The organism is Dyella sp. (assembly GCF_036746095.1).
GTDB lineage: Bacteria > Pseudomonadota > Gammaproteobacteria > Xanthomonadales > Rhodanobacteraceae > Dyella_B.
The window spans coordinates 74,695-101,652 of record NZ_DAIOEU010000006.1; the positions used below are offsets into that span (position 1 = coordinate 74,695).

A 26,958-nucleotide genomic window follows, 5' to 3' on the forward strand; every position below is an offset into this window, starting at 1 on the left:
ACGACAAGCAAGACTTGCCCGCCTGGAGGTCGACGAGGGCCTGCGCTAAAGGGCGACTGGCTTCAATCCTCCACCACTTCCTCGTCACTGCTCATCGACTCGCCCAACAACTGCTGCGCCTGTTCCCCCGGCAGCGTTTCCACATCACGCAGCTTGCGCTCGATCGCGCGCGTACGTATCGCGGTCTTGTCGATATGCCGGCTGGCCTCATCGAGTTTCTTGCGCACCATCGTCAGCACGTCGCCGAACTTGCCGAACTCGCTCTTCACCGCACCCAGCAGCTGCCACACTTCGCTGCTGCGCTTCTGGATCGCCAGCGTGCGGAAGCCCATCTGCAAGCTGTTGAGAATGGCCGAGAGCGTGGTGGGGCCAGCGACGATCACGCGCTGCTCGCGTTGCAGGCTGTCGAACAGTCCGGGCCGGCGGATGATTTCCGCGTACAGGCCTTCGGTAGGCAGGAACAGGATCGCGAAATCGGTGGTGGTGGGCGGGGCGATGTATTTGGCGCGGATGGTCCTGGCTTCATCGCGCACGCGACGTTCCAACGCGGCGGCGGCGCGTTCCATCGCTTCCACGTCTGCCTCTTGTTGGGCATCGAGCAGGCGTTCGTAATCTTCGCGCGGGAATTTCGCGTCGATCGGCAGCCACACCTGGTCGTCGCGATCGCCGCCGGGCAGGCGGATGGCGAATTCCACGCGTTCGTCAGAACCCGGCACGGTGGCGACGTTGGCGGCGTACTGCTCGGGCGTGAGCATTTGATCCAGTAGCGCAGCCAGCTGCATTTCGCCCAGGATGCCGCGCGTTTTCACATTGCTCAGCACGCGCTTGAGATCGCCCACGCCGCTGGCCAGCGATTGCATTTCGCCCAGGCCGCGCTGCACGGCTTCCAACCGCTCCGACACCAGCTTGAACGACTGGCCGAGTCGCGTTTCCAGCGTGGATTGCAGTTTTTCGTCCACCGTGGCGCGCATCTGCTCCAGCTTGGCGGCGTTGTCCTGCTGGATCGCGGTGAGCTTGGTTTCCAGTGTGGTGCGTACTTCGCCGAGACGCTTTTCGTTGTCGGCAGTGAGTGTTCCCAACTGCTGCTTCTGCTGGTCGCCAAGCTGCTTGAGGGTGCTGGCCAGTTCTTCGCGGCCGCGGCGCGCCTCTTCGATCAGGCGCTGCGAGAGCGTCTGCAGGCCTGTATCCGTGCGTTCGGTCAAGGCATCCAGGCGCTGGCCGAACTGTGCCAGGGCCTGGTTCTGCTCGTTGCGCCCGGCGCGGTGTTCTTGGGCGAGCGCTTCGCGCAAGTGGCGGAGGTCGTCCTTCAAGCTGTCCAGGCGTGCCTGCAGGCCGGCATCACCGCGTCCACGCAGCAGAACGATCACCTGCAAGATCAGCAGGAGCACAAGCAAGGCTAGCGAAATGTCGATGACGGGCATGGCTGATTCCAAGGCTACAGGTGCACAGTTTACGCGCAGCGGTATCAATCGCTGAGACTTCCGGGCAGGGTAGTATCCGCGCCATGTCATTCACGGGAGCCTGCGTGCACGCATCAACCGTCAGGGCGCGGCCGCTGGCTGCGCTGATCGCCGTTATCGCCTGGTTTGGCGTGTTCTTGCAGCTGTATCTGTCGCTGCGCCTGACCGGCGCGATGGGTATGAGCTTGGCGTGGGGCATGGCGATCTACCTCGGTTATTTCACCGTGCTCACCAACCTGCTGGTTGGCGTAGCGATGACATGGCCGCTGGTGGCGCCGTCATCGGCATGCTCGGATTTCTTCGTGCGGCCGGTGGCGATCGGATGGGTCACGGCCAGCATCGCCTTCGTGGGTATCGCCTATTTCGTGTTGCTGCGGCACGTGTGGAATCCGCAGGGCCTGCAGCTCGTGGCGGATGTGGTGATGCATTACGTCGTGCCAGCGCTTGTAGTGATCTACAGCGTGACGGCGTTGAGGCATGCACCCTTGCGCTGGACGTCACCGCTTTGGTGGAGCTTGTACCCGATTGGCTATTTCGCGTACGTGCTGGTGCGCGGCGCATCGATCGGGCGCTACCCGTATCATTTCATCGACGTTTCCCAGCTGGGTTACGCGCTTGTCTTGCGCAATGCCGTGGTGCTGCTGGCGGCGTTCCTGGGCTTGTCGTACGGGTTGATGCTGTTGTGGCGAAGAGCGGGGTGATCCAAATCAATCCACGCGGCAGATGATGGCCTTGAGGTAACGGCTTTCCGGCACATCGGTACGCACCGGGTGATCCGCGCCGGCACCGCGTACTTCCAGAATCTGGATTTCACGCCCTGCATTGAGCGCGACACGACGCAGCATTTCCAGGAAATCCGCTTCGCTGACCAATCCGGTGCAGGAGCATGTCAGCAACAAACCGCCCGGTGGAATAACGTCCAGCGCCAGCCGGTTCATCGCGAAGTATTTCTTCAGCGCATCGATTACCTTGGTGCGATCACGCGTGAGTTTGGCCGGATCGAGGATCACGGCATCGTATCGTTCGCCGTGGGCAACCGCCTGGCGCAACCATTCAAAAATGTCGGCCTGCTCGAAGCGAATGGAAAGACGATTGGCCTGGGCATTGGCGCGCGCAATGTCGAGAATGCCGGCATCCATATCCACACCGACCGCTTCGCGCGCACCGCCAGCCATCGCATGCACCGCAAAACCACCGGCATTGCAGCACAGGTCCAGCACGCGCCGGCCGCGCGCCAGTTCGGCAAAGCGGCGGCGATTTTCGCGCTGGTCGGCGAAGAAGCCCGTTTTATGTCCGTAACCGGGTGCGGCGTGGAAACGCAGGCCGTGTTCGTGCACCTCTACCGGTGCGGGCGCTTCCATGGGCCGGCAATCGAAGGATTCCTGCTTCTGCACGTGCGTCTCCGCGAACCAGTACAGGCGCGCGCCGGGAAACTGCTGCAGCAGCACGGCATGTATGGCATCACGGAACTTCCACATGCCGGCGGCGAAATACTCCACCACCAGGATGTCGTTGTAGCGATCCACGATCAGCCCGGACAGCCCATCGCCTTCGCTGTGCACGACGCGCCAGGCGTCGGTAACCGTGTCGAGCTGCAACAGCTCCCGCCGCAATTGCACGGCACGCTGGATGCGTGCGGTGATCCACGCGGCATCAATGGTTTCATTTGCGTCGCAGGTAAGCAGGCGCAGCGCGATGCGCGCATGCCCGTTCCAGAAACCGCGCCCCACGAAGCGGTCTTTCGCATCCACCACATCCACCACGCTACCCGGCGGAAGGCGCGATTCGGGCTTATGGACCTGCGCCGACCAGACCCAGGGATGGCCGGGCGTGCGGTCGGATTTGAGGCGGATAACGGGGAGGGCGGCGGGGGTATTCATCCGGCAATGATAGCGGTTTGTACCCAGCAACCTCACGGAAGCGACATGGGTCGAAAACCCCGGCATCGCCATGCAGGGGTGAGCAGAAATGTTGAGGTTCGCGCCTCGCCCAGAACCCTCAGCGCAACTTGAGCACCATCCACGCCAGCAGCGCCAGCAGATTCACGCCGAAATACGACATCGACGGCCCGCCAAACGCCAACCGCAACCCCTGGCTGCCGAAATGCCAGGCCAGTTCCGGATGCAGATGGATGGTGGTGAACAGGTTGATGTAGCCGCCGCAATGCAGTCCGTAGCTGAAGATCGGGGTGCCGAGCACCGGCAGCTGCAACAACTGTGCGATGCTGGACAGATGAATGCCGCGCTCGCTGTTTTCCAGCAGCAGCACGCCGGCCACCAGCACGAAGGCATAGAGCGCGAACGCGATCAGCCCGATCGCCGCGCTGCGCAACGGCCCGAACGCCAGCAAGCCCGGCAACAGCAGCACCATGCCGTAGAAACCGCCGGCCACTTCCAGGATACCGATCAGGCGAAACAGGATTTGACGCATGCAATACCCCAAAGGAAAAACAATTATTCGAATTCGTCGGCCTGCTCGTGCAGGTCCGTGATGTGCTGTTCCCACCAGCGCGGTTCGGCGGCGAACGGAAATGCCGCTGGAAACGCAGGATCGTGCCAGCGCGCGGCGATCCAGCCAGCATAATGCACTTGCCGCATGGCACGCAGCGCAGGAACCAAGGCAAGTTCGGCGTGATCGAAGTCACGCATCGACATATAACCTTCCAGCAGCGCGTCCATCGCGCGCTCGTCGTGGGCCAGCATCCACAGATCCTGCACCGCCGGCCCCATGCGCGCGTCATCGAGATCCACGAAGTGCGGGCCGTCATCGGTCCACAACACATTGCCGGGATGGCAATCGCCGTGCAGGCGCAGTGCGCGTACCGGGCCGACGGCGTCCAAGCGCATCGCGACCAGTCGATCGATGCGCTCGACGGCATGGCGATACCGATCATGCGAGCTCGAAGGGAGCAGCGTGGAGGCCAGCACGTTCCGCATCGGTTGTGCGATCAAGGTCTCGCGATCGATACGGCCGCGATGCGCGAAGGTGCCGCGCGCACCAACGCTGTGCATGCGCGCAATCAGGCGTCCAAGCCATTCCAATTGATCGGCCGATTCCAGCGATGGTGCGCGGCCGCCATGTCGTGGCGACAAGGTATAGCGAAACCCGTCGTGATGCAGCAGCGTGCGTCCTGCGAACGACAGCGGCGCAACGAGCGGCAGTTCGGCGTCGGCCAATTCACGCGCAAACGCGTGTTCTTCCAGAATGGCCGCATCGCTCCAGCGTCCGGGGCGATAGAACTTGGCGATCACCGGCCGGGTGTCTTCCAGGCCGACTTGCCATACCCGGTTTTCGTAGCTGTTCAGCGCCAGCAATCGACCGTCCGGCCATAGCCCGCAGGCAACGATGGCATCGAGCACCAGGTCGGGGGTGAGACGCGCGTACGGTGTTTCGTCGGGCATGCTCAGCGCGGGCCCACTGCCGTCGCCGGCACCACCGCCATCGTCAGGCGCGAGATGCATACCAGCTTGCCGGCTTCATCCTCGATGCGAATTTCCCATACCTGCGTCGATCGTCCGAGGTGCAGTGGACGCGCCGTGCCCGTCACGCTGCCGCTGGTAACGCCGCGCATATGATTGGCGTTGATATCCAGCCCGACCGCGCGTTCTTTCTCCGCATCCAGCGTGAGCATCGCCGCAGTGCTGCCGAGCGTTTCGGCCAGGGCTACCGAGGCGCCGCCGTGCAGCAGTCCATATGGCTGGTGCGTGCGGTGATCCACCGGCATCGTGCCTTGCAGCCAGTCGTCGCCGAGGGCGGTCAGGCGAATGCCCAGTGCTTCCATCAGGGTGTGGCGGCTCCAGCCGTTCAGGTGTTCGAGACTGGTGTCCTGCTTCCAGATGGCCATGGGGTATTGATATCCCGTATTGATATCGGTTGCGAAGCCCGCATTGTCCGCCGACCACCCCAGCGGCGACAATGCGCCCCGTGTTCAAGGTAACTCTTACAAATGGGCGTCATTTCCCCGTGCAATCCGGCGAAACCGTGCTGGAGGCCGCGCAGCGCGCCGGCATCGCCCTGCCGTATTCCTGCCGCGCGGGCGTGTGTGGCAGCTGCAAGGCCACGTTGATCGAAGGGCGCTGCCACTATCCGCGCAATCCGCCGGCGGCACTGGATGCGCGCGATCGCGTGCAGCACGCGGTGCTGTTGTGCCAGGCCGTCCCCCTCACCGATCTGCTGGTGCAGGCGCGCGAGGTAACCTCGGTGGAGGACATCGCGCGCCGTCAAATGGACGTGCAGGTGAGCCGCAAATGGCAACTCGCGCCGGATGTGATCGGCCTGCATTTGCAGCCTGCGCCAGGCGAGCTGCGCCTGAACTGGCTGCCCGGGCAATATTTGGACGTATTGCTGGATGAAGGACGCCGCCGTCCGTTCTCCATCGCGAACGGACCGCAGGCCGATGGCATGATTGAATTGCACGTGCGCCATGTGGCCGGTGGCGGTTTCACCTCATGGGTGAGCGACGTGCTGAAAGAGGGCGACGCGCTGCGCATTGAAGGGCCATTGGGTACGTTCGTGCCGCGCGAGGATTCGGAGCGGCCGATGATCTTCATGGCGGGCGGCACGGGCTTCGCGCCGGTGAAGGCCATCCTTGATCATTTTCTTGCGCTGGATACGCGGCGCACGATCGATGTGTACTGGGGCGCGCGCAGCGCGGCGGACCTGTATATGCGTGCGCATGCCGAGCAATGGGCCGCTGCGGCGCATGCGTTGCGCTTCCACGCGGTGTTGTCCGATGCCGAGCAAGCCGCCATGGCTGGACTGCGTGCAGGTCTGGTGCACGAAGCGGTGCTGGACGATCATCCGGATCTCTTCGGCCACGATGTCTATATGAGCGGGCCGCCGGCGATGATCGATGCCGGGCGCCGATTGTTCGTGGATGCGGGCTTGCCGGAAGATCGCCTGTATTTCGACTCGTTCGAATACGCGCCTGACGTGCTGGCGCAGATCCTTGCCGGTCGCGCGGGTATTGCGGCGGAGCGTTGAGCAAGCGCCGCAGGCTCGGATGAACTCACAGCCTTCTTTTGGTCTCACGAGGCCGGGATTGGCTTGGCAGCCTATGTATAGCCGTCATTTCCGCGAAAGCGCACTGCTGTCCGGCACGGTCACGGGGTTACCAATCAATTCTTGCCTTTCGCCACCGGCAACTGCGCCTGCTGCCACGCGAGCACGCCACCGCCGAGCGTGTACACGCGGGTGAAGCCCGCCTTGATCAAGCGCTGCGCCGCGCCGTCCGAGGTGCGGCCATCCTTGTCCATCACCACTACCGGCAATTCGCGCGCCTTGACCAGGTCCTTGTGCTCCGGATCGAACTGGCTCATGGCCACATGCTTTGCGCCGGGCACGTGCATTTTTTCGAAATCGGCGATGGCCGATAGATCGATCAGCAGCGGCGTGTCGCGATTGATCAGCTGGGTAAGGCCGGCCGGCGTCAGTTGCTTGTACTTGCGCAGCAGTACCATGACCTGGGTGACGAGCAGCGCGATGACCAGCGCCACGAACAGCAGTGACAATTCCCAATGGTTGCTCAGGAACTGGGGCAGTTTGTGGAGAACGTCATTCATGGGGCTACCGGTGTCGGGGCTGAAGGTAAACGGCGGATTATAGGCCAGTTGGCGCGATTGCCGTTTCCGGGCCCCGCCATGCGGCTACTGATTGAGATTCGGTATCCCGGTTTCCAGCCACCATTTGTTCTTGTCCGCGTCGTAGCGCCACACCTGATGGTCGACAATGGTGCGGACGGCCTGCGTGTGCACATTGGTCAAGCCGATGTGGACGGTCTGGCGTACCTCGTTTTCGCCGGCGGGAAGCGGCCCGTTGCCGTCGTCGTAGTCGTTCACCTGCACCTGGCTGAAGCGCTCGCGATCAAGATCGGTAAGGGGGTGGGCTTCGCGCACCTTGGGGTCGACGAACAGCTGGGCTGCTTCGAATCCATCCCAGCGCACCGCGTTGGCGTAGGCAATCATGGTGTGGGCGAGCGAATCGTTGCGCCGGTCGGTGGCGCAGCCGGACAGCAGCAACATGCCCGACAGCAGAATCGGACCGACGATGCGACGCATAAAGTCATTCCCCTCCAAAAGCAAGCGCTTATTCTGCCGCAGTCTTGCGGCGCTTCGCCACGAACTGCGCCTCAAGCGTGGTGGCCGGTTTACCCCCTTCGCCGGGCACCTGGCAGCTCACTGCGATGCGGGCGCGGCTGCGGGCGGAAAGCGTGGCGAAGAAGGCTTCCCAGCTTGCCGCCTCGGCAGGCTGCGCCTCGGCCTGGAAATCGCCCCAGACCGGATCGAGATAGCGCACCGTGGATTGGCCCACGTACACGTCGCAATCCTCGCCCCGCTGGCGCAGCGCCAGTTCCACCACGCCCCAGCAGGCCAGCGTCATCAAGCTGGTGAGGCTGCCGCCGAAAGCACAGCCCTTGTCGTTCACGTTGGGTGCCAGGGGGCAGTTCAGCACCAGCTTTTCGCCGTCGTAGCTGCCGAGTTCCAGACCCATGGTGCGGGCGAGAGGAATGCTGTCACGAATGAAGGTCACCAGGGCCTGTGCGGCGGTGGTGTGAGGGCGGGCTTGGTTCATCGGGGGATTGCATGGGGAAGGGCGCAACAGTGTAGACGCTACACTCGGGGTATACCGGGATTGAGAATCAGGTAAATGACTCGCGCAAGCCATCCAGACCATGGCAAAGGAGAGCGACCTCGCCGGCTCGATGGCCTTACCGTGGTCATCACGCGCCCTGCCGGCACGGGGACGTCGCTGGCGAAAAAGGTCCGCGCACTCGGTGGCACGCCGCTGCTGCTGCCCGGCCTGTCCTTGCGTGGCGCTGCCGATCCGCACCATGCAGGGATGCAATGGCTCGCGTCACAGCGCGATGATGTGCTGATCTTCACCAGTCCTGCTGCCGTGCGTTATGCGCTGGCGCTCGCGCCCTTGGCGAAGACGCATGGCAGCGTGATCGCCGTCGGCCAAGGCACGGCGCGTGCGTTGCAGCGGCACGGCATCGCTGCGCTAGTCCCGGCCTCGCGCCAGGACAGCGAAGGCGTGCTGGGCTTGGCGCCGCTGCAACGGCCGGAAGGCAAACGCATCGCCCTGGTCGGCGCGCCGGGCGGACGCGGTCTGATGCACCAGCAACTGGCCGAACGCAGTGCAGTGCTGCGCGAGGTGCCGGTCTATCGGCGGGCCGCGTCACGGCTGACCAGTCGGCATCAGGAAGCTGTGAGGCAATTGCCCGCCGCGGCCTGTGTGCTGCTTTCCAGCGCCGAGGCGCTGCAAAACCTGCGGGGCCAGTTGTCTCCGGCGGCTTGGACGCGGCTATGTCGCGTCACGGCGGTCGTCAGTAGCGACCGCATCGGGCAGGCAGCGCGCGCTGCCGGATTTGTGCGCATCCATCGGGCGGCATCGGCCAATCAGGCCGACCTGCTGGCCGGTGCCTGTGACATCCATTCACGCGTGTCCTACGAAGCGGGTGTTCCAGACTGCTAGCATGCGCCCATGAGCCAGGACGATCTCACTTCCGACGTACGCACCACGCCCGGCATGGGCACGCCTCCCGACCCTGCGCGCGGCAGCAGCCGACCCGCGCCACCGGCACGCCCCGGCGGTGGCGCCGTGGCGCTGGCACTGCTGCTGGCCTTGCTCGCCATCGTCGGCGTGGGCTACATCGCCTGGCGGCAGTGGCAATTGCTGCACATCAACGCCCAGGCCTTGCGCACCACCGCCACGTTGCAAGAGCGGGTCAACGGCATGGAGCACCAGCTGTCCACCACCACCAGCCAGGGCAACCTGCTGCTGCAGCGCCTGAACGATGCCGACCAGGTCAATCGCTCCCTGCGCGAAGAATTGCTGTCGCACGATGCGCGCATGCGCGACCTGGAAGAGGCCGTCGGCAAGCTCTCCGAGAAAACGCTTTCCGGCCAGGACGCCATGCGCCTGGATGAAACCGAATCCCTGCTGCGCATGGGCGCCGAGCGCTACAACCTGTTCCACGATGCGCAAGGCGCGGCGCAGGCGTTCGCGCTCGCCAACCAGACGCTTGCCGGCGTCACCGACGATGCCTTCAAAGCCGTGCAACAAGGCATCGACGCCGAGCACGAAGCACTGGTCAAGAGCCAGGCCTTTGACCCCGCGCAGCAGCTCGACAGCGTGATGCAACTGCGCAACGACGTGCCCAACCTGCCGTTAAAGCCGTTGGACGAACCGGCTGCACAGCCTAACGAAAGCGCGTGGTCGCGCATCTGGCGTGCGCTGCGCGGCGTCGTGCAGATTCACCGCGACAACGGCGCGCCGATCGACGTGGCCGATGCGCGCATCGCGCGCGAACTGATGGCGCTCGATCTTGCGCAGGCGCAAGCTGCATTGCTGGCGTGGGACCAGGGCGCTGCCACCGCGTCGCTGCAACGCGCGGATGCCGGTTTGACGGCGCAATTCGACGCGCAATCGCCCGCCGTGCAGCAGGCGCACCAGCGGATCGCCGCGTTGCTGGCGCAGCTCAAGCCGGTTGTGCCGGTAAAACTGGGTGCGGCGCTGAGTGAACTGCGCAACCTGCGCGCCGTGCACACCCTCAAGCCGAGCGCCGACAACGCGCCTGCCAACGGAGCCAAGCCATGAAGTTGTGGCGCTGGATCCTGGCGCTGGTGATCGTCGCCGCGCTGGCCGCGTTCGGTTGGCACTGGGTGGCGCAAGATCCCGGCTACGTACTGGTGCGCTTCCATGGCTACACCGTACAGACCAGCCTGCTGGCGGCGGTGGTCATCCTGGTGCTGGCGTGGATCGTGATTGCCGCGTTGTGGCGCGCCGTGCGCTGGCCGTTTGGCGCGTATTCGCGCCGCCATCAGCGCACCAGCCGGCAGCGCCTGGCGGATGGGCTGGTCGCTTTGATGGAAGGCCGCCACGGCGATGCCGAGCGCGACCTGCATCGCGCGTCGCGCCTGGATACCTTGCGCGGTCCCGTGCTATTGGCAGCGGCGGAAGCAGCTTCGCGCCGCGGCGAACATGCTCGCGCACTGGAAGCATTGGACCAGGCCTCGCAAGTGGCACCGCGTGCCGCGCGCGTCGTGCGCGCCCGCGTGTTGCGCCGTGACGGCAAACCTGCCGAAGCGCTGGCCTTGCTCACCCCCGAAGCCGACAGCGGCAACCTGAGTCCTGGTGGTTGGCGCGAACTGGTGCTCGCCGCCGTGGCCGCCGGCGACACCCGTCGTGCGCGCAACGCGCTGGAACCGTTGCAGAAAAGCGGCGTCATGAGTGCGCGTGCCTACAACGCACTGGAAGCCGTGGTGCTGGTAGCCAGCATTCAAGCCGCCGGCGATGGTGCCGTGCTCAACACGCTATGGTCGCAACTGCCCAAGGCGCAGCGCCGTGCGCCGGCCGTGATCGATGCCTATGCGCGCAAGGCCGCCCGTTACGGCTTGATGCTGCCGGCGATGGATGAAGTGGAATCGGCATTGCGCCGCGAGTGGTCGCCGCAGCTGGTGGAAACCTACGGCATGCTGACCGGCGATGATCTCGATGCACGCCTGCGCCGGGCTGAGGGTTGGCTCGATGCGCATCCCAACGATCCGAGCCTGCTGCTGGCGCTGGGCCGCATGTCGGTGCGCCTGCAATTCTGGGGCAAGGCGCGCCAGTACCTGGAGCGCGCGCTGGCGCTCATGCCGAGTGCGAATGCGTGGGAAAGCCTGGGCGATACCTATGCCGGCATGGGCGATGCGGCGCTGGCGCAGCGTTGCTATCGCAATGCCATGGCGACAACCCGCGGCGAGGCGATCGAGCCGCTGCCTGAAAGCGTTGTCGTGGGTGGAAAGCTGGATACGCGGCCGATCGCGATTGAAGAGCGCGATGTGCATGGTGTGCCGCGGTTGAAAGAATAATGCGCTTCTTGCGTAGGTTGAGGTTGAGCGGAGCGCGAACCTCAACGGTTTCCGGTGTTGCACACCACGTTCAACCATTTCCTGCCAGAAACCGATACCCCACGCCTGGCTCCGTCTTCAACCAGCGTGGTGACGCCGGATCATCGCCCAATTTCTGCCGCAGCTTGCCCAACACGATGCGCAAGTAATGCGTGTCGTGCACGTGCGTGCCGCCCCAGATCTCGCGCAATAGCTGTTGTTGGCTTACGACACGGCCGGCATGCCGTACCAGCATGGCCAGCACGGCGTATTCCTTGCGCGTCAAGGCGAGCAGCTCGCCATCCAGCGTCACCTCGCGCAAACCAAGGTCGACATGCAAGCGATCGTCGGCGTAGCGCGGCAGCGCTTCGGCCGTGGTGACGCGGTTGCGTAGCAAGGCGCGCAGGCGCGCCATCAATTCCTGGATGCCGAACGGCTTGGTCATGTAGTCGTTCGCGCCCGCATCCAGCGCTCTCACTTTTTCCTTCTCGGCATCGCGCACGGAAAGCATCAGCACGGGCACCTGCGTCCATTGTCGCAATTCGGCCAACACCTCGTGGCCTTCGCGATCCGGCAAGCCGATGTCCAGGATGACTACATCCGGGTTGCGCGTGGCTGCCAGCGCCAGCCCTTCGGCCGCGTTGGCGGCAAGCAACACGTCATAGCCTTCGGCGCGCAAACCGATATCGAGGAATTTGCGGATCTGCGCCTCGTCATCGACCACGAGCACGCATGGATTGGCAGTCGTCATGATAGGGATGCTCAGGTTCATTCTGCGTGGGTGTCACCGGCCCTGTCTGTTCGCAGATCACAGGCCCATCGGCGAAGGCAGACTGGCCGTCTGTCGAGACGATGGGCCGAAGATATGCGGACAGACAGGGCCGGCCCGGAGGGTGATGACCAGAAGGCCCGCAGCGTGCGCCGCGCGTCTTGCCAAGACGGCCAGTCTTCCCTGCGCCGCGCAACACACGCTGCGAGCCTTCTGGTCATCATGCCACCTACGCAGAATGAACCTGAGCATCCCCTGGCATTGGTAGCGGAAGGCTGATGCGAATGGTGGTACCAACACCGTTGCCCGGCAAGGCTTCCACGCTGCCGCCATGCGCGCCGATCATGCCGCGGCAGATCGCCAGGCCCAGGCCGGTGCCTTGCGGCGCGCGGTCGCCACGCGCCACGGAATAGAACATGTCGAAGATGCGCGCGCGTTCGTCTTCGGGAATGCCGGGGCCGCGGTCGACCACGTCGATGAACAGGCGATCGCCGGCCACGCGCACGATCACCTGCACCGCTTCGCCAGGCGGCGAGAAACGTGCCGCGTTTTCCAGGATGTTGAACAGCGCCTGCTCGATCAGCGCCGGATGCACGAACAGCAACACGGTTTCATTTGGCAGGGTCGAATCCACACGCAGTTCGGGGAACAGCTTGCGCACGCGCATGATGGCCGAGGCGACGATTTCGGCGCTGTCGGTCCAATCGCGGTTGAGCTTGAGCGGGCCATGGCCCAGGCGCGTCATGTCCAGCAGGTTCTGGATATAGCGATCCAGCCGCTGGCCTTCGCCGAGGATGGCATCCAGCAGTTCCTGGCGTTCGTGTTCGGGAAGCTGTCGCCAGTAGTTGGACAGCGTGCCGGCCGAGCCGATCATCGAGGCCAGCGGTGAGCGCAAATCATGCGAGACGGAAGAGAGCAGGGCGTTGCGCAAGCGCTCGGTTTCGCCTTGCACGCGCGCACCTTCCAGCTCGGACGCAAGCCGCGCACGCTCCAACGCCTGGCCAATGTCCTGCACCATCGCCAAGGCGAGGCTGCGCCGTTCAATATCTGGGGAAACGTGGTTCTCGAAGCGCAACGCCGCCACGCCGAACCGATGTTCCTCGGTGCCCAGCGGCAGCACCCAGCAGCGTGCCGCGTTGAGCGTGTCGGTAAAACGGCCGGCCGCCTCGGCATGCTGTTCGCTCCACTCCGCAGCGGCCAGGTCTTGCGTGGTCAGCGTCAACGTACGCGAGCTGTTGGCGGCAATTTGCAAGCGACGCTCCACGTCGCGCGCAAGAATCGCCACCTCGCAGCGCAAGGCGTGCGCCAGGGCGGCGGCACCGACATGGCGAATGCCATCGGCATCCGTACTCGCTGACAGGCGTTGCCCCAGCGTGAGCAAGGCGTGCGAGTAATCGTGCGCGGCGCGCAGCGACTCCACTTGGCTGGCCAGCCGCGTCGCCAGCCGACTGCAGATCAGCGCCGCCGCAAAGAACAACGTCACCGTCAGCACGTCGTCGGAATTGGCGATCACCAGCGTGTAGCGCGGTGGCGCGAAGAAAAAGTTGTAGCCAAGAAAACACAGCGTCGCCGTATACACCGCCACGATCATGCGCGTGCGCACTGCCACCACCATCACGGCGGTGAGGAAGATCAGCGCGAGATTGGCCACCGACAGGTAGCGGTCGGCAATGAACGCCAGGACCATGGCGATGGCCGTGACGACCGTGGCGTAGATATATTGGTCGCGACGCCCGTATATCGGCATCAGGCGCAGGCGTTTGCGCGCCCGTACGCGCTCGACGGGCGTAGCGATGATGGTCAATTCCAGATGCGCGCCACGGCGTAGCAATTGTTGCGTCAGCGAGCGTCCAAGCATGCGTGCAATAAACCGTTCGCGCGTGCGGCCAAGAATGATCTGGCCGACGCCTTCGCGATCAGCATGGACCAATAGTTCGTCGGCAATCGCATGCCCGCGCAGTACCGAGACATCGCCGCCCAGCCGGCGAGCCAGGCGCATGGCCGTGTCGACGCGTTCGCGTCGCGCTTCATCCAGCGTGGCGCCGGTGTCGACGAACACCACCGTCCACGGCGCGCCGCGGCGCTCGGCGATACGGCGGGCCACGCGCACCAGATATTCGCTTTGTGCATGGCCATCGATGGCGGCCATCACGCGCCGGCGCACCGGCATCTTGCCGCCGCGCGCAAGCATGTGCTCGCGCAGATCGCTGTCGACGTGGCCGGCAACCGTATCCACCGCCAGTTCGCGCAAGGCGGCAAGATTGGTCGGCGAAAAGAAAGCGTCGAGCGCTGCCGCAGCCGTTTCCGGCACGTACACCTTGCCTTGCCGCAGGCGATCGATCAGCTCGCGTGGCGGCAGGTCGACCAGCACGATGTCGCGTGCGCGATCGAGAAAGGCATCCGGCACGGTTTCGCGCACGGTGATGCCGGTGATGCGGCGCACCTGGTCGTTGAGGCTTTCAAGGTGTTGCACGTTGAGCGCGGTGTATACCTCGATCCCCGCATCGAGCAACTCGTTGATGTCCTGCCAGCGACGTTCATGGCGGCTGCCGGGCACATTGCGATGGGCAAGTTCGTCGACCAGCATAATGTCGGGTTTGCGCGCGAGCGCGGCATCCACGTCGAACTCGGTGAATTCGCGACCTTGGTAGTTCAACCTAAGGCGCGGCAATACTTCCAAGCCTTCAAGCAAGGCCGCCGTTTCGGCGCGGCCGTGTGTTTCCACCAGGCCGATGACGACATCCACGCCTTCCCGCTTCAGCTCGCGCGCGGCGGAGAGCATGGCGTAGGTCTTGCCCACGCCTGGCGCCGCGCCGAGAAAGATTTTCAATCGACGGCTGTGTTCTTCCCGCACGACATCGAGCAGGGCATCGGCGCGGGCGTCACGGGAGGTGTCGGTCATGACCGGATCAATGTGCTTGCGTGATCAGCTCCCTCTCCCTGCCGGGGAGAGGGTTGGGGTGAGGGGTGGGGCTTGCCATAAACCTAAGTTTCTCGCAGTTTTTGATGATCTTCACTACAGCAGTGATGTAGGTCTTTCGCAAGATTCGCCCCTCACCCCGGCCCTCTCCCCAAAGGGGAGAGGGAGCTTATGGATCAGGTGGCATTTGGACACATGGCGGTTCGCACGCCAACCTACTTCACCCCATCCAACGCCAAATTCAACGCCAACACATTCACCCGCGGCTCGCCCAGAAAACCAAGCTGCCGGCCTTGCGTGGACTGCGCCACCAACTCCTGCACCTGCGCAACATCCAGATGACGCACACGCGCCACACGCGCCACTTGGTATTGCACCGCCGCCGGACTGATCTCCGGATCAAGCCCACTGCCAGATGCCATCACCAGATCCGCCGGCACTGGCGCGGTATTGCCTGGATCGACCTTGCGCAAGGCATCGATGCGCTGTTGTACGGCATCGCGCAACGCCGGGTTGGTCGGCCCCTGGTTGGAGCCGTTCGACGCCGTGCCGTTGTACGGCTGTGGTGCAGTGGCGGAAGGACGCCCCCAGAAATACTTGGGGTCGTCGAAGGATTGGCCGATCAATGCGGAACCGACCGGCTTGCCGTTCTTCTCGATCAGGCTGCCGTTGGCCTGATGCGGAAACAGCACCTGCGCCACGCCGGTGGCGAGCAGCGGGTAGGCGAAGCCGGTGATGACGGTCATCACCAGCAACATCGATACGGCGTTGCGAACAAGTCGGCTCATGGCGATTGCCTCAGTAGTGAATGATCGCGTCGACCAGGAACACTGCCTGGTAACTCTTCCTGCCCGCGTTGTACGCATTCGTGTCGTACGCATGCTCGTAGCGCAGTTCCGGCTGCAGTTCCAGGTCCTGCGAAACCCAGTGCGTCAGGCCAATAGTATGGCTGCTGTAGCGCGTGGCGTAGCCGGTGCGCTGGCCCTTTTCATCGTTGTAGAACTCGTTGCGGACCGACAGCATGTTGGTCGGGTCCAACTCGAAGTTCAGATAATTGACGATACCGAACTCGCCCGCCGTGCCGGGCAGCGACGAAGCGGCCTCGCGCGTCCATCCCGGGCCAAAGCCCGGGATGTTACGGCCATACATGCGGTAGGCCTCGGTCAACATGTGGAAATGCTGGCTGAAGCGATGGCCCCAGGTGGCCACGTACATCTGGACGTTGTTGTAGTTGTAATCCGATTTGTTCCAGTTGTTGATGCAGGGATAGAGCATGTCGTTGTTGTCGGCCGACACCCAGCGCACGCAGGTCTGCAGCGAGGGGCGTGCCGAACGGTTCCACGGCGCCGTGTCGTTGCTGGCGTTGATGCCGATCTGGAACGTCCACTGCTGGCTGAGCCGCGTGGTGGTCATCACCCCGGTCTGCGTATATGGATCCGCCGTGTACAGGATCGAGTGCGTCATCAGGTAGTTCTGCGGCGAAAACTGCGCCTCGATATCCGGCAAGGACAGCCAGCGTCCCGCACGGACAACCATCCCCTGCGCGACCCACGGAATGTAGAGGTCGAAGTAGAACAGCATCGGGTCATCGCCGTAGATCTTGCCGTTGAGCGGCTGGTTCGGCGCGGGGTTGTTCAGCAGCTGGTTGCTGAAGACACCCTTGCTGACGGTGTAGTGATAGTCGTAGCCGTAGAGATTGGAAATGTCGAAACCCCAATCGATGTGATCGGTTTGAACGGTGTCTTCGACACGCATGATGTTGGTGACGAACTGATCCAATTCCACGCGATTGGGGCGCGTGTTGTAGGAAAGCGGATAGTTCGAGAAGTTGGACGTGCTCGCGTTGGCCGCTGGCGTCAACCAACCGAAGATCTCGATGCGGTTGCGCTGCATCCACTGGCCGAGCCTGGTGCAGCCAAGCGCTTTCTCCAACGGATAGGTGCTGTTGGTATCCGGCACGCCGATCGGCGCGGGCACACCGCCCATCTGCCATTCCCCGTTGGGGAAGGGGGGCGAATCAAAAGGTGCATCCATTGCACGGCGTGCAAGTGCGGGGGAGCTGGTGTTGCTTGGTTGGGCATCCTCGCGGTAGGCCGCCGCAAACCGCGAGAAGAAACCGCGGCTGCAATCACTGCTGGCCGTGGCAACTCGCGATGCCGGCAGACTGCTGCTTGCGGGCATGTTGCTGACGTCGGTGGATTGCGCCATCGCTTGCGAAAACACCGGTGCAGCAGTCAACAGAATCGCTGCAGCTAGAGCCTTCTTGTAATACATACCTTCCTCTCGAAGCGTCGTTACTGGACGGCATCGCCCAGCAAGCGATGCCGATGTGGGGATATCAGATACCGGCGTAACCGCCGAGCACGTAGTCGTCTTCTGCCGTCATGGGCGTATCCGTCGTGCGAGTGACGCCCCCTCTGGCGCGTACCGGCAGTTCGATCACCACATCACAGTCCGTCTCCTCGGCACAAACATGCAGCTGCATGTTCGGGTGAGTGGCATCCGGCAGTGACAGGGAGAGTTTTACGGTTTGCATAGCAACGCCTCCTCAGGCGAGACCAAACAGGACCAGCAGCATGTCGATGAACTTGATGCCGAGGAACGGCACCACGATGCCGCCCAAGCCATACATCAGCAGGTTCCGGCGCAAGAGCTGGCCCGCACCCAGCGGCCGGTATTTCACGCCTTTCAGCGCGAGCGGAATCAGGAAGATGATGATCAGCGCGTTGAAGATCACCGCCGACAGAATTGCGCTTTGCGGCGTGGCGAGCTTCATCACGTTCAGTGCGTTGAGCGCGGGGTAGGTGGTGGCGAACGCTGCCGGAATGATCGCGAAATACTTGGCCACGTCGTTGGCGATCGAGAACGTGGTGAGCGAGCCGCGCGTTATCAGCATCTGCTTGCCGATCTCCACCACTTCGATCAGCTTGGTGGGGTTGGAATCCAGATCCACCATGTTGCCGGCTTCCTTTGCCGCCTGCGTGCCGGTGTTCATGGCAACCGCCACGTCGGCTTGCGCAAGCGCCGGTGCATCGTTGGTGCCGTCGCCGCACATCGCCACCAGGCGGCTTTCGGCCTGCATCTGGCGGATCAGTTTCAGCTTGGCTTCCGGCGTCGCTTCGGCGAGGAAATCGTCCACGCCGGCTTCGGCGGCGATAGCTGCTGCGGTGAGCGGGTTGTCACCGGTCACCATCACAGTCTTGATGCCCATGCGGCGCAGCTCGGCGAAGCGTTCCTTGATGCCGCCCTTCACGATGTCTTTGAGCTCGATCACACCCAGCGCCCGATCGCCTTCGGTCACGATCAGTGGCGTGGCGCCACGGCGTGCGATGTCTTCGGCCATGCGCTTCACGGCTGGCGGCAGATGGCTGCCAAGACTGTCGAGGTAACGCTCCACCGCATCCAGCGCACCTTTGCGGATGCGGCGCTCGCCGATGTCCACGCCGCTCATGCGCGTTTGCGCGGTGAAGGGCACGAACTCCGCGTGCATGGATTCCAGTTCACGCTCGCGCAGGTTGAAGCGCTCCTTCGCCAGCACGACCACGCTGCGGCCTTCCGGTGTTTCGTCTGCGAGCGAAGCCAGTTGGGCCACGTCAGCCAGTGTGCGCTCCTCGATACCCGGCGCCGCGTGGAACGCGAAAGCCTGGCGATTGCCGAGCGTGATGGTGCCGGTCTTGTCCAGCAACAGCACGTCCACGTCGCCAGCCGCTTCCACCGCACGGCCGGAAGTGGCGATGACGTTGGCGCGGATCATGCGATCCATGCCGGCAATGCCGATCGCCGACAGCAGCGCGCCGATGGTGGTGGGGATCAGGCATACCAGCAAGGCGATCAGCACGGTGAGTGTGATCGGGTTGCCCTTGCCGGCTGCTTGCACGCTGTAGATGGAGTAGGGCAGCAAGGTGGCGCAGGCGAGCAGGAAGATCAGCGTGAACTTGGCCAGCAGGATGGTTAGCGCGATCTCGTTCGGCGTCTTGCGGCGCGCGGCGCCTTCCACCATCGCGATCATGCGATCGAGAAAACTCTCGCCGGGGTTCTGCGTGATCCTGATCACCAGCCAGTCCGACAGCACGCGCGTACCGCCGGTGACGGCGCTGCGGTCGCCGCCGCCTTCGCGGATCACCGGCGCGGATTCGCCGGTGATGGCACTTTCGTCGACGCTCGCCGCGCCGATAAGCACCTCGCCATCGCCGGGGATCTGTTCGTTGGCCTCGACCAGCACGATATGTCCGGCGCGTAGTTCGCTCGATGGCATGAACGCTATCGCTGCATCGCGCTTCGGCTCGGCCAGCTTCTTTGCCATCACGTCCTTGCGCGTGCTGCGCAACGCGGCCGCTTGCGCCTTGCCGCGGCCTTCGGCCAGCGCTTCGGCGAAATTGGCGAATAGCAGCGTGAACCACAGCCACACCGTCACCCAGAAGATGAAGCCGGTGGGCGCTTCGCCGTGGCCGGTCAGCGCCTGGATCCATAGCAACGTGGTGAGCACGCTGCACACGAACACCACGAACATCACCGGATTGCGGAATTGCATGCGCGGTGAAAGTTTGCGGAAGGCGTCCGTTACCGCTTTCAGGATCAGCGTACGGTCGAACGTGCGGACTGCATGGGCGTGGGAAGTCATGTTCTGAAAGCTCCGGTTTTCTTTGATTCCTTTCCCAATCGCGGTAGTGGCGGCACCCCCGATCCGTCACCCCAGCGAAAGCTGGGGTCCAGTGACTTTGCTTTGGAGCTAAGGCACTGGATTCCAGCTTTCGCTGGAATGACGAGTTGAGCGTCTCGACGTTTCACAAAAGCAGGGGAAGGGAGTAAGAGCATCAATGCACCGACATCAGGTACTCGGCAATCGGCCCGAGTGCCAATGCAGGCAGGAAGGTCAAGGCGCCCACCACGATCACCACGCTGGTAAGCAGCGTCACAAACAAAGGTGTGTGCGTCGGCAGCGTGCCGGCCGAAACGGGTACGTGTTTCTTCGCAGCCAGCGAACCGGCCATCGCCAGCATCGCAATCGCCAGCATGTAGCGCGACCAGAACATGCACACGCTCAGCATCACGTTCCAGAAGGGGATGTTCGCCGACAGGCCGCCGAACGCACTGCCGTTGTTGTTGCTCGCGGAGGTGACGGCGTAGAGGATTTCGCTGAAGCCATGCGCGCCGGGATTGCCTACCGTCGCGGTGGCTGCTGGCGTCATCACCGCAATGGCCGTGCAAATCACCACCAGCGCGCAGGGAATCAGCACGGCCAGGCTGGCCATCTTCATTTCATACGCTTCGATCTTCTTGCCGATGTATTCCGGCGTGCGGCCCACCATCAGGCCGGCGATGAACACCGCCACCACCGAAAACGCCAGCATGCCGTAGAAACCGGAGCCGACGCCGCCGAAAATCACTTCACCCAACTGCATCAGCCACATCGGCACCAGCCCGCCGAGCGGCGTAAGCGAATCGTGCATGTTGTTCACCGCGCCACACGATGCAGCCGTGGTGATGGCGGTAAACAGGCTGCTGGCCGCGATGCCGAAGCGTGTTTCCTTGCCTTCCATATTGCCGCCCGATTGCAGCGCCGAAGCGTGCTGGTCGATCGGCAGTGCGTGCAGGATGGGATTGCCGGCCTGTTCCGCAGCTGTTACTCCAAGCGTGAGCGGAATGAAGATCACCAGCATGGTGGCGAGGATCGCCCAGCCTTGACGCTTGTCGCCCACCATCTCGCCGAAGGTGAGGCACAAGCCGCCGGGGATCAGGAGGATCGCCAGCATTTCGAGAAAATTGGAGAGCGGCGTGGGGTTCTCATACGGATGCGCCGAGTTCGCGCCGAAGAAACCGCCGCCATTGGTGCCCAGCATCTTGATTGCGATCTGCGATGCGGCTGGCCCCATCGGCAGCGTCTCGGTGGTGAGCGGCGCAGGTTTGGTCACGGCGTTGCCTGAGGCATCCTTGACCGCATTGCCAGTTGCATCGGTCACGGGATTGGCATAGGTGCTGGTCTGCACCACCGGCACATCCACGTAGGCTTTGAAATTCTGGATCACGCCTTGCGACACCAGCAGCAAGGCAAGCACGAACGAGATCGGCAGCAGCAAGTACAACGTGGTGCGCGTCAAATCCACCCAGAAATTGCCGATGCCTTTGACCGTCTTGCGCGCAAAGCCGCGGATGACGGCAATGGCCACCGCAATGCCGGTCGCGGCCGACAAAAAGTTCTGCACCGCCAGCGCCGCCATCTGCGTGAGATAGCTCATCGCCGACTCGCCGGAATAAGCCTGCCAGTTGGTGTTGCTGACGAAGCTGATGGCGGTGTTGATCGACAAGTCCGGACTCAGCGCCGGAAAATGCTGCGGATTCAGCGGCAGATGACCCTGCAGGCGCTGGAACGCGTAAACAAGCACCATGCCGCACACGTTGAACAGCAGCATGGCGATGGCGTACGTCTTCCACCCCATGTCTTCGCGGGCGTCGATGCCACACAGGCGATACAGCAGGCGCTCGAAACCGGCACCGATGCGCGTGATCCGGTTCGGCTCATCGGCAAACACCTGCGCCATATAGCTGCCCATCGGCTTGATGAGCAGCAACAGCACCACCAGGTAGATGCCAATCTGCAGATAGTCGTTGGCAGTCATTCGAACCACTCCGGCTTCAGCAGGGCCACGCACAGGTAAACCGTCAAAGCCACCGCGATCGCGGCAGCCAATCCGTAGAAGAAGTTCATGGGATGTGCTCCGTTATGAAGTCGCCGCGAATACGGTCAACGTGGCCCCAGGCGGTCGCAGAGCAACAGAAAGCCAAGCGTGGCCGCCGCCAGCACGAAGCCGAAAAGTAGATAGACAAAATCCATGGTGTCGCTCGATGCCTCTTGAGCTGCGCACTTTAGGCAGGGGCGTATAAGAAGCGGGTAGCGAAAAGGGGGCGTTGCATAAAGAACGCGTAAATTTTTGTGCCGCGAGGGAATTCAGTACGGACGTAGGTTGGGGTGAGCGGAGCGCGAACCCCAACATTGTCGGGTGTAACCGTGTTGGGTTCGGCCGCGCCTCACCCCAACCTACATGCCTGCAAGCTGTGCCTGGATGTCGTTGATTGAGGCGCGGATACGGGCGGTGAATACCGATTCTTCATGGTGAATCAGGATTAATTGCTCGGTGGCGCGGGTCATGGCCACATAGAGCAGGCGGGCGTCCTCCGCTTCGTCTTGCTCTGATCGCGGCAACCGGCCTAAGCCGGGGATGATGACGACGGGAAACTCCAAGCCCTTGCTGGAATGCATGCTGATCAGTTTGACATTGTTGCCGGAGGTGAATAGCGAGGTCTTTCCGGCGTCATCTGCAAGATGACTCGTGATGCCCGCCTGCTCCAATACCTGATGAATTTTTTCACCTTGCCATTTACTAAAAAAAAGAACCGCTATCGCGGAGAGCATACGTCCGTGGTGCTGTTCATCGCGGATGCGCTCCACTACAGCCCGCCATTCGTGTGCTGAGTCATCGGTTCGGATCAGGGTGGGAACAGGACCGCGTCGACCGGCGCTTTCGGGAGCGATCAACGGTACATCTTCGCTATCGCCGGAGCGTTCCTCGAACAGTGCTCGTGCGAAGCGATACGCCACAGCGAGGATCTCCGTGGTGTTGCGGTAATTGATGCGGAGGATGGTGGTACGTCCCTGTGCTTGTACTCCAACACTCTTCCAGGTGAATGCCGGCCGATTGGCTTTGCCGTAGATGTTCTGCGCGTCGTCGTAAAGCACCAATAGTGAGTTGGTGGCAGGGTCAATCATCTGTACGATCAGACGGTACCACTCCGGTTGGAAGTCATGGCCTTCATCTATTAGCACGGCACCGTATTGGTAGCGTGGGATTTGTTGGTGCTCGACGCCATGGATGACGCGTTCAACCTGCGCTTCAAAAAAGTCCGCACTGGTTTGCCCTTGCGGCGGCGGCAGCACGCCGTAAGTTCTAAGCATCCTGCTGCACCATTTGTGAAAATTGTACACCTGCACCTTGCCCGCTAGGCCGCGTTCGCCCATGAGCTGCTCCAATCGCGCAGCCAGGGGTTTGGCATAACACAGGATCAGGATTGGCTTGGATGCTGTGCGCGCCAAATGCATGGCGCGAAAGCCCAGGATCATGGTTTTACCGGAACCCGCCACACCATGGATAACGCGGTGTTCGTCGCCGATGGTGCGAGCTAGCTGCTCCTGCTGCATGTCCATAATGCGAACGATGTCCGGGATATCCACGAGTGCCGCCGCATTGGCATCGCTGCCAAAGGGCAAGCCGAATTGTCCCTCGCCGGGTTCCATGCGCAGCTCTGGAAACAGGTGCCAGCGGATGCGATCCATCTGCGGTAGCGCCAGCTTGCAGGGAAAAATATAGGGGAACATCTCGTGCAGCCGTTTCTGAAAAGCTTCAGCATCGGTACTCTCGTACATTTCATCGCTGCAAATCACTCGATGTGCGGGAATGAGATCTTCCAGACCACCGTCAGTGAATTGTTTGCGCTTGATATTGGTCAGCACCACGCCATAGGTCCATGGCATGATTAGATTGCCAGCGTGGTGGTGATCCTCCGGATTGATTAGTGCAGGGTCGCGTTCCAGTTGCTCCTTGACGCGCAAGGCGTGCTGGCGTGCCTGCTCCAGGGGGTTGTTCTTCTTGACCGCCTTCCCGTGGTCAATCAAGGTGAACTGCGTCTTGTCGGCCTGAATGATGTTTTCCGGCTTCCAATCCTTGACCTCCAACACCCACAGTCCTTGTTCGGGATGGACGATGACAAAGTCAGGATGGCGCTGTTGGCCGCCGATCGGTACGTCGTACCACACCAGGTAATTGTCTTCGAGCTTCTGATCCAGTCGTTCGGAAAAGCGCCTCTCTCCAGGCGTCATGCGTCCAAGACTGTTGCTGCGGCTGGGAATAAATTTGGCCATCCGTGCGTTCCTGATTCGACCCATGTTTCTGTCGATCATAGAACAGCAAGTAGGCTGGGATGCAATCACAGCATTCATGGGCAAGACGATTCTGAGATTGCATCCCAGCTTACACAGTTACGTAGCCTTGCGTTGCCAGAGCTTTTCCAAACGGTTAGCGATCCACGTCACCAGCAAGGCGCTGGCTATACCGATAGTGACTTCACCCAGACGCGTGAGCGCGATGGTCCAGAACGGGCCGTTGTGCGGCACCAGCATCACGATGGTGACGGTGGTGGCGCTCAACTTGCCGGCGCTGCCGAGGTTGAACAGCCAGCACAGCACGATGGAGATGGCCATGGTGATGGCGTAGACGGGGTAATTGTCCTGCGCCAGGTACGAGCCGATGATGGCGATGGTGGCGCCAATTACCGCGCCAAGCACCTGGTCGATCGACGACTTGCGCGTATCGATGTAGCTCTGCTGCGTGACCGCGATGGCGGTGAGCGCGCCCCAGAACGCCTGTTGCGTATGCAGCAGCAAGCCCAGTCCGTAACCGAGGCTGGCGGCGGCCAGGGCCTGCATGGCCAGGGACAAGCCGTTGACCAGGCGGTGACTCCACGGCAGGCGTTGATAGAGGTCCTGCAGCTGCTGATGGAAGCTGCCGAGTTCGCGTCGCAGTTCGCGAATGGGACGCTCGTTCATCGCTGCAGCATCCTACAGCGGCGTGAGCTTGGCGTAAGCCGCCACCAGCCATTTGCTGCCGGCGCTTTCGAAATTGATTTGCAGCCGCGTGTGTGCTCCGCTGCCTTCGGCACTCACCACCACGCCTTCGCCGAAGCTGGGATGGCTGACGCGCTGGCCGAGCTTGACCGGCAAGTCTTCTTGCAACGAAGGCGCCGGTTCGTTGAAGCGGCCGGCATAGAGCGGACGGCTTACCTGCACGCGCGGACGTACTTCATCGAGCAACGAAGGCGGTATTTCGGCGAGGAACCGCGAGGGACGCGAAAGCATTTCCGTACCGTGCATGCGACGCGATTCGGCATGCGTGATGAACAGGCGCTGGCGCGCGCGCGTGATGCCGACGTAGGCAAGGCGACGTTCTTCTTCCAGTCGGCCTTCGTCTTCGACGGAACGCTGGCTGGGGAACAGGCCTTCTTCCACGCCGACCAGGAACACCAGCGGAAACTCCAGGCCCTTGGCCGAATGCAGCGTCATCAGTTGCACGCAGTTGTCCCAGGATTCGCCCTGGCCTTCGCCGGCTTCCAGCGCGGCGTGCGAAAGAAACGCGGAGAGCTCGCTCAGGCCTGCTTCAATATCGTCGAGCGTGAGTTCGAAACGGCTGGCCACGTTGACCAGTTCGTCCAGGTTTTCCACGCGCGACTCGGCGTTGCCGCGGCTGTCTTTTTCGTAGAAGTCGCGCAGGCCCGATTGGCTGATGGCGTGGTCGATCTGTTCGGCGAGGTTCAAAGCCCTTTCCCCTCCGGGGAGAGGGTTGGGTGGAGGGCTGTCCGGAGCGGGGGCTTCGGGCAAGAGCTGCCCCTCACCCCAGCCCTCTCCCCGGAGGGGAGAGGGGGCGAAAGCGCGCGCCATGTCATTGATCATGGCCAGAAACACCTTTACCGCATTCTTCGCACGGCCAGCCAATTCATTGCTGTTGGTAAGCTCGCTCAGCGCAGCCTCCCACATCGACGTAGCTTCGCCGCGTGCGCGTCGGCGCAGCACGTCGAGTGTGCGGTCGCCGATACCACGCGGCGGTGTATTCACCGCGCGCTCGAATGCCGCATCATCATGGCGATTGGCGGTAAGGCGCAGGTACGACAGCGCATCCTTGATTTCCGCGCGCTCGAAGAAGCGCAGGCCGCCATAGACGCGATAGGGAACGTCGTGCTGGATCAGCTGTTCTTCGAAGTTGCGCGACTGCGCATTGGAGCGATAGAGAATGGCGCAATCCTTCGCATCGCCATGCTCGGCGATGTATTCGCGAATGCGTTCGATCACGAAGCGCGCTTCGTCCTGTTCGTTGTACGCGGCATACACGGCGATGCGCTCGCCTTCCTCGCCAGCCGTCCATAACTGCTTGCCGAGACGGTTGCCGTTGCGTTCGATCACGCTATTGGCGGCTTTCAGGATGGTGGAGGTGGAGCGGTAGTTCTGCTCCAGCTTGATCGTGCGCGCGCCAGGGAAATCGCGCAGGAACTGCTGCACGTTTTCCACCTTGGCGCCGCGCCAGCCGTAGATGGCCTGGTCGTCGTCGCCCACCACGAACACCTGGCCGCTACGGCCGGCCAGTACGCGAATCCACGCGTATTGCAGCGCGTTGGTGTCCTGGAATTCGTCGATCAGCAAATAGCGCCAGCGCTGCTGGTAATGCTCCAGCACGGCGGGTTGCTTCAGCCATAGCTCGTGCGCACGCAGCAGCAGCTCGGCGAAATCCACCAGGCCGGCGCGCTGGCAGCCGTCTTCATAAGCCTGGTAGATCTGCACCAGTGTGCGCGTGACCGGATGTTGGTGATGCTCGATGTTCTCCGGGCGCTTGCCCTCGTCCTTCCAGCTGTTGATCTGCCAGGCGGCCTGGCGCGGCGGAAAGCGGGCTTCGTCCAGCCCTAGCCCGGCGATCACGCGTTTCACCATGCGCTGCTGATCGTCGGCGTCGAGAATCTGGAAGCTTTCCGGCAGGCCGGCTTCACGCCAGTGGCGGCGCAGCAGGCGGTGGGCGATGCCGTGGAAGGTGCCGACCGTGAGGCCTTGCGTGCCGCCCGGAATCAGGTTGTCCAGGCGCGCGCGCATTTCGCCTGCGGCCTTGTTGGTGAAGGTGACGGCAAGGATCGCCCACGGCGGCACGCGCTCGACCTGGTTGAGCCAGCCGATGCGGTTGGTAAGCACGCGGGTCTTGCCGGAGCCGGCACCGGCGAGGACCAGGTAATGGCCGGGTGATGCGCAGACGGCTTCACGTTGCGCGTCGTTGAGCGAGTCGATCAGGTGGGAGACATCCATCCGCGGGATTGTAGCGGGTGGGGATGAGATGTTCCTGTTCAGGCCGT

General features: G+C 62.8%; 24 protein-coding genes. 5 read left to right on the top strand and 19 right to left on the bottom strand.

Annotated features, from left to right (window positions below):
- Positions 1 to 62: 62 nt before the first annotated feature.
- Positions 63 to 1,421, bottom strand: coding sequence for a DNA recombination protein RmuC (rmuC, locus tag V7M64_RS04735; protein ID WP_333677410.1), 1,359 nt, complete (start codon positions 1,419 to 1,421; stop codon positions 63 to 65).
- Positions 1,422 to 1,525: 104 nt separating this feature from the next.
- Here rmuC and V7M64_RS04740 point away from each other — a divergent pair, with 104 nt between their 5' ends.
- Entirely contained in the window at positions 1,526 to 2,161 is a 636-nt protein-coding gene (locus V7M64_RS04740; RefSeq protein ID WP_333677413.1) for a Pr6Pr family membrane protein, read from the top strand.
- A gap of 6 nt (positions 2,162 to 2,167) precedes the next feature.
- Here the strand turns inward: V7M64_RS04740 and V7M64_RS04745 are convergent, their stop codons facing one another.
- The 4 genes from V7M64_RS04745 to V7M64_RS04760 form a co-directional block, all read right to left on the bottom strand.
- A complete protein-coding gene (locus V7M64_RS04745) occupies positions 2,168 to 3,340 on the bottom strand; it encodes a class I SAM-dependent rRNA methyltransferase (RefSeq protein ID WP_333677414.1) in 1,173 nt (390 codons plus the stop codon).
- A 118-nt stretch (positions 3,341 to 3,458) separates the two neighbouring features.
- Positions 3,459 to 3,890, bottom strand: a complete 432-nt coding sequence (locus V7M64_RS04750) for a hypothetical protein (RefSeq protein WP_333677415.1) — start codon at positions 3,888 to 3,890, stop codon at positions 3,459 to 3,461.
- 23 nt (positions 3,891 to 3,913) lie between these two features.
- Positions 3,914 to 4,861: a serine/threonine protein kinase gene (locus tag V7M64_RS04755; protein ID WP_333677473.1), complete on the bottom strand. Its 948-nt coding sequence runs from the start codon at positions 4,859 to 4,861 to the stop codon at positions 3,914 to 3,916.
- Between the two features lie 2 nt (positions 4,862 to 4,863).
- A complete protein-coding gene (locus V7M64_RS04760) occupies positions 4,864 to 5,304 on the bottom strand; it encodes a hotdog fold thioesterase (protein WP_333677416.1) in 441 nt (146 codons plus the stop codon).
- Between the two features lie 71 nt (positions 5,305 to 5,375).
- On the opposite strand from V7M64_RS04760, the gene V7M64_RS04765 reads away from it, so the two are divergent.
- Entirely contained in the window at positions 5,376 to 6,443 is a 1,068-nt protein-coding gene (locus V7M64_RS04765) for a 2Fe-2S iron-sulfur cluster-binding protein (protein WP_333677418.1), read from the top strand.
- Between the two features lie 134 nt (positions 6,444 to 6,577).
- Here the strand turns inward: V7M64_RS04765 and V7M64_RS04770 are convergent, their stop codons facing one another.
- The 3 genes from V7M64_RS04770 to V7M64_RS04780 all read right to left on the bottom strand — a co-directional run bounded on the left by V7M64_RS04770 (position 6,578) and on the right by V7M64_RS04780 (position 8,030).
- Complete coding sequence (locus tag V7M64_RS04770; protein ID WP_333677420.1) at positions 6,578 to 7,021, bottom strand: rhodanese-like domain-containing protein; 444 nt, start codon at positions 7,019 to 7,021, stop codon at positions 6,578 to 6,580.
- Positions 7,022 to 7,105: 84 nt separating this feature from the next.
- Complete coding sequence (locus tag V7M64_RS04775) at positions 7,106 to 7,516, bottom strand: hypothetical protein (protein WP_333677421.1); 411 nt, start codon at positions 7,514 to 7,516, stop codon at positions 7,106 to 7,108.
- 28 nt (positions 7,517 to 7,544) lie between these two features.
- Positions 7,545 to 8,030 carry a YiiD C-terminal domain-containing protein gene (locus V7M64_RS04780; protein ID WP_333677423.1) on the bottom strand — a complete coding sequence of 162 codons (486 nt, stop codon included), beginning with the start codon at positions 8,028 to 8,030 and terminating at the stop codon, positions 7,545 to 7,547.
- Between the two features lie 75 nt (positions 8,031 to 8,105).
- Between V7M64_RS04780 and V7M64_RS04785 the strand changes: the two genes are divergently transcribed.
- From V7M64_RS04785 to V7M64_RS04795, 3 genes are read left to right on the top strand one after another with little or no spacing between them, the layout of a single operon-like run.
- Entirely contained in the window at positions 8,106 to 8,933 is an 828-nt protein-coding gene (locus V7M64_RS04785) for a uroporphyrinogen-III synthase (RefSeq protein WP_333677425.1), read from the top strand.
- Positions 8,934 to 8,942: 9 nt separating this feature from the next.
- Positions 8,943 to 10,058, top strand: a complete 1,116-nt coding sequence (locus V7M64_RS04790) for a uroporphyrinogen-III C-methyltransferase (protein WP_333677428.1) — start codon at positions 8,943 to 8,945, stop codon at positions 10,056 to 10,058.
- The gene (locus V7M64_RS04795; protein WP_333677429.1) at positions 10,055 to 11,314 is read left to right on the top strand and encodes a heme biosynthesis HemY N-terminal domain-containing protein; all 1,260 of its coding nucleotides are present in this window, start codon (positions 10,055 to 10,057) and stop codon (positions 11,312 to 11,314) included. The genes V7M64_RS04790 and V7M64_RS04795 overlap by 4 nt, the downstream gene beginning before the upstream one ends.
- Positions 11,315 to 11,384: 70 nt before the next feature.
- On the opposite strand, the gene V7M64_RS04800 is transcribed toward V7M64_RS04795, so the two are convergent.
- The 11 genes from V7M64_RS04800 to V7M64_RS04850 all read right to left on the bottom strand — a co-directional run bounded on the left by V7M64_RS04800 (position 11,385) and on the right by V7M64_RS04850 (position 26,911).
- Positions 11,385 to 12,083, bottom strand: coding sequence for a response regulator (locus V7M64_RS04800; RefSeq protein WP_333677430.1), 699 nt, complete (start codon positions 12,081 to 12,083; stop codon positions 11,385 to 11,387).
- 247 nt (positions 12,084 to 12,330) lie between these two features.
- The gene (locus tag V7M64_RS04805; RefSeq protein WP_333677432.1) at positions 12,331 to 15,003 is read right to left on the bottom strand and encodes a sensor histidine kinase KdpD; all 2,673 of its coding nucleotides are present in this window, start codon (positions 15,001 to 15,003) and stop codon (positions 12,331 to 12,333) included.
- A gap of 233 nt (positions 15,004 to 15,236) precedes the next feature.
- A complete protein-coding gene (gene kdpC, locus V7M64_RS04810; protein ID WP_333677434.1) occupies positions 15,237 to 15,809 on the bottom strand; it encodes a potassium-transporting ATPase subunit KdpC in 573 nt (190 codons plus the stop codon).
- 10 nt (positions 15,810 to 15,819) lie between these two features.
- Positions 15,820 to 17,295, bottom strand: a complete 1,476-nt coding sequence (locus V7M64_RS04815) for an outer membrane beta-barrel protein (RefSeq protein ID WP_333677436.1) — start codon at positions 17,293 to 17,295, stop codon at positions 15,820 to 15,822.
- 64 nt (positions 17,296 to 17,359) lie between these two features.
- Positions 17,360 to 17,557, bottom strand: coding sequence for a hypothetical protein (locus tag V7M64_RS04820; protein ID WP_333677437.1), 198 nt, complete (start codon positions 17,555 to 17,557; stop codon positions 17,360 to 17,362).
- A 12-nt stretch (positions 17,558 to 17,569) separates the two neighbouring features.
- Positions 17,570 to 19,642 (bottom strand): potassium-transporting ATPase subunit KdpB, encoded by a 2,073-nt coding sequence (kdpB, locus tag V7M64_RS04825; protein WP_333677439.1) that lies wholly within the window; start codon positions 19,640 to 19,642, stop codon positions 17,570 to 17,572.
- Between the two features lie 193 nt (positions 19,643 to 19,835).
- The gene (gene kdpA, locus V7M64_RS04830; RefSeq protein ID WP_333677441.1) at positions 19,836 to 21,638 is read right to left on the bottom strand and encodes a potassium-transporting ATPase subunit KdpA; all 1,803 of its coding nucleotides are present in this window, start codon (positions 21,636 to 21,638) and stop codon (positions 19,836 to 19,838) included.
- On the bottom strand, positions 21,635 to 21,727 hold the full coding sequence (kdpF, locus tag V7M64_RS04835) for a K(+)-transporting ATPase subunit F (RefSeq protein ID WP_115479695.1): 93 nt from the start codon (positions 21,725 to 21,727) through the stop codon (positions 21,635 to 21,637). The genes kdpA and kdpF overlap by 4 nt, the downstream gene beginning before the upstream one ends.
- 330 nt (positions 21,728 to 22,057) lie before the next feature.
- The gene (locus V7M64_RS04840) at positions 22,058 to 23,935 is read right to left on the bottom strand and encodes a 3'-5' exonuclease (RefSeq protein ID WP_333677444.1); all 1,878 of its coding nucleotides are present in this window, start codon (positions 23,933 to 23,935) and stop codon (positions 22,058 to 22,060) included.
- 117 nt (positions 23,936 to 24,052) lie between these two features.
- A complete protein-coding gene (locus V7M64_RS04845) occupies positions 24,053 to 24,619 on the bottom strand; it encodes an FUSC family protein (protein WP_333677445.1) in 567 nt (188 codons plus the stop codon).
- Between the two features lie 12 nt (positions 24,620 to 24,631).
- Positions 24,632 to 26,911: a 3'-5' exonuclease gene (locus tag V7M64_RS04850; RefSeq protein WP_333677447.1), complete on the bottom strand. Its 2,280-nt coding sequence runs from the start codon at positions 26,909 to 26,911 to the stop codon at positions 24,632 to 24,634.
- Positions 26,912 to 26,958: the final 47 nt, after the last annotated feature.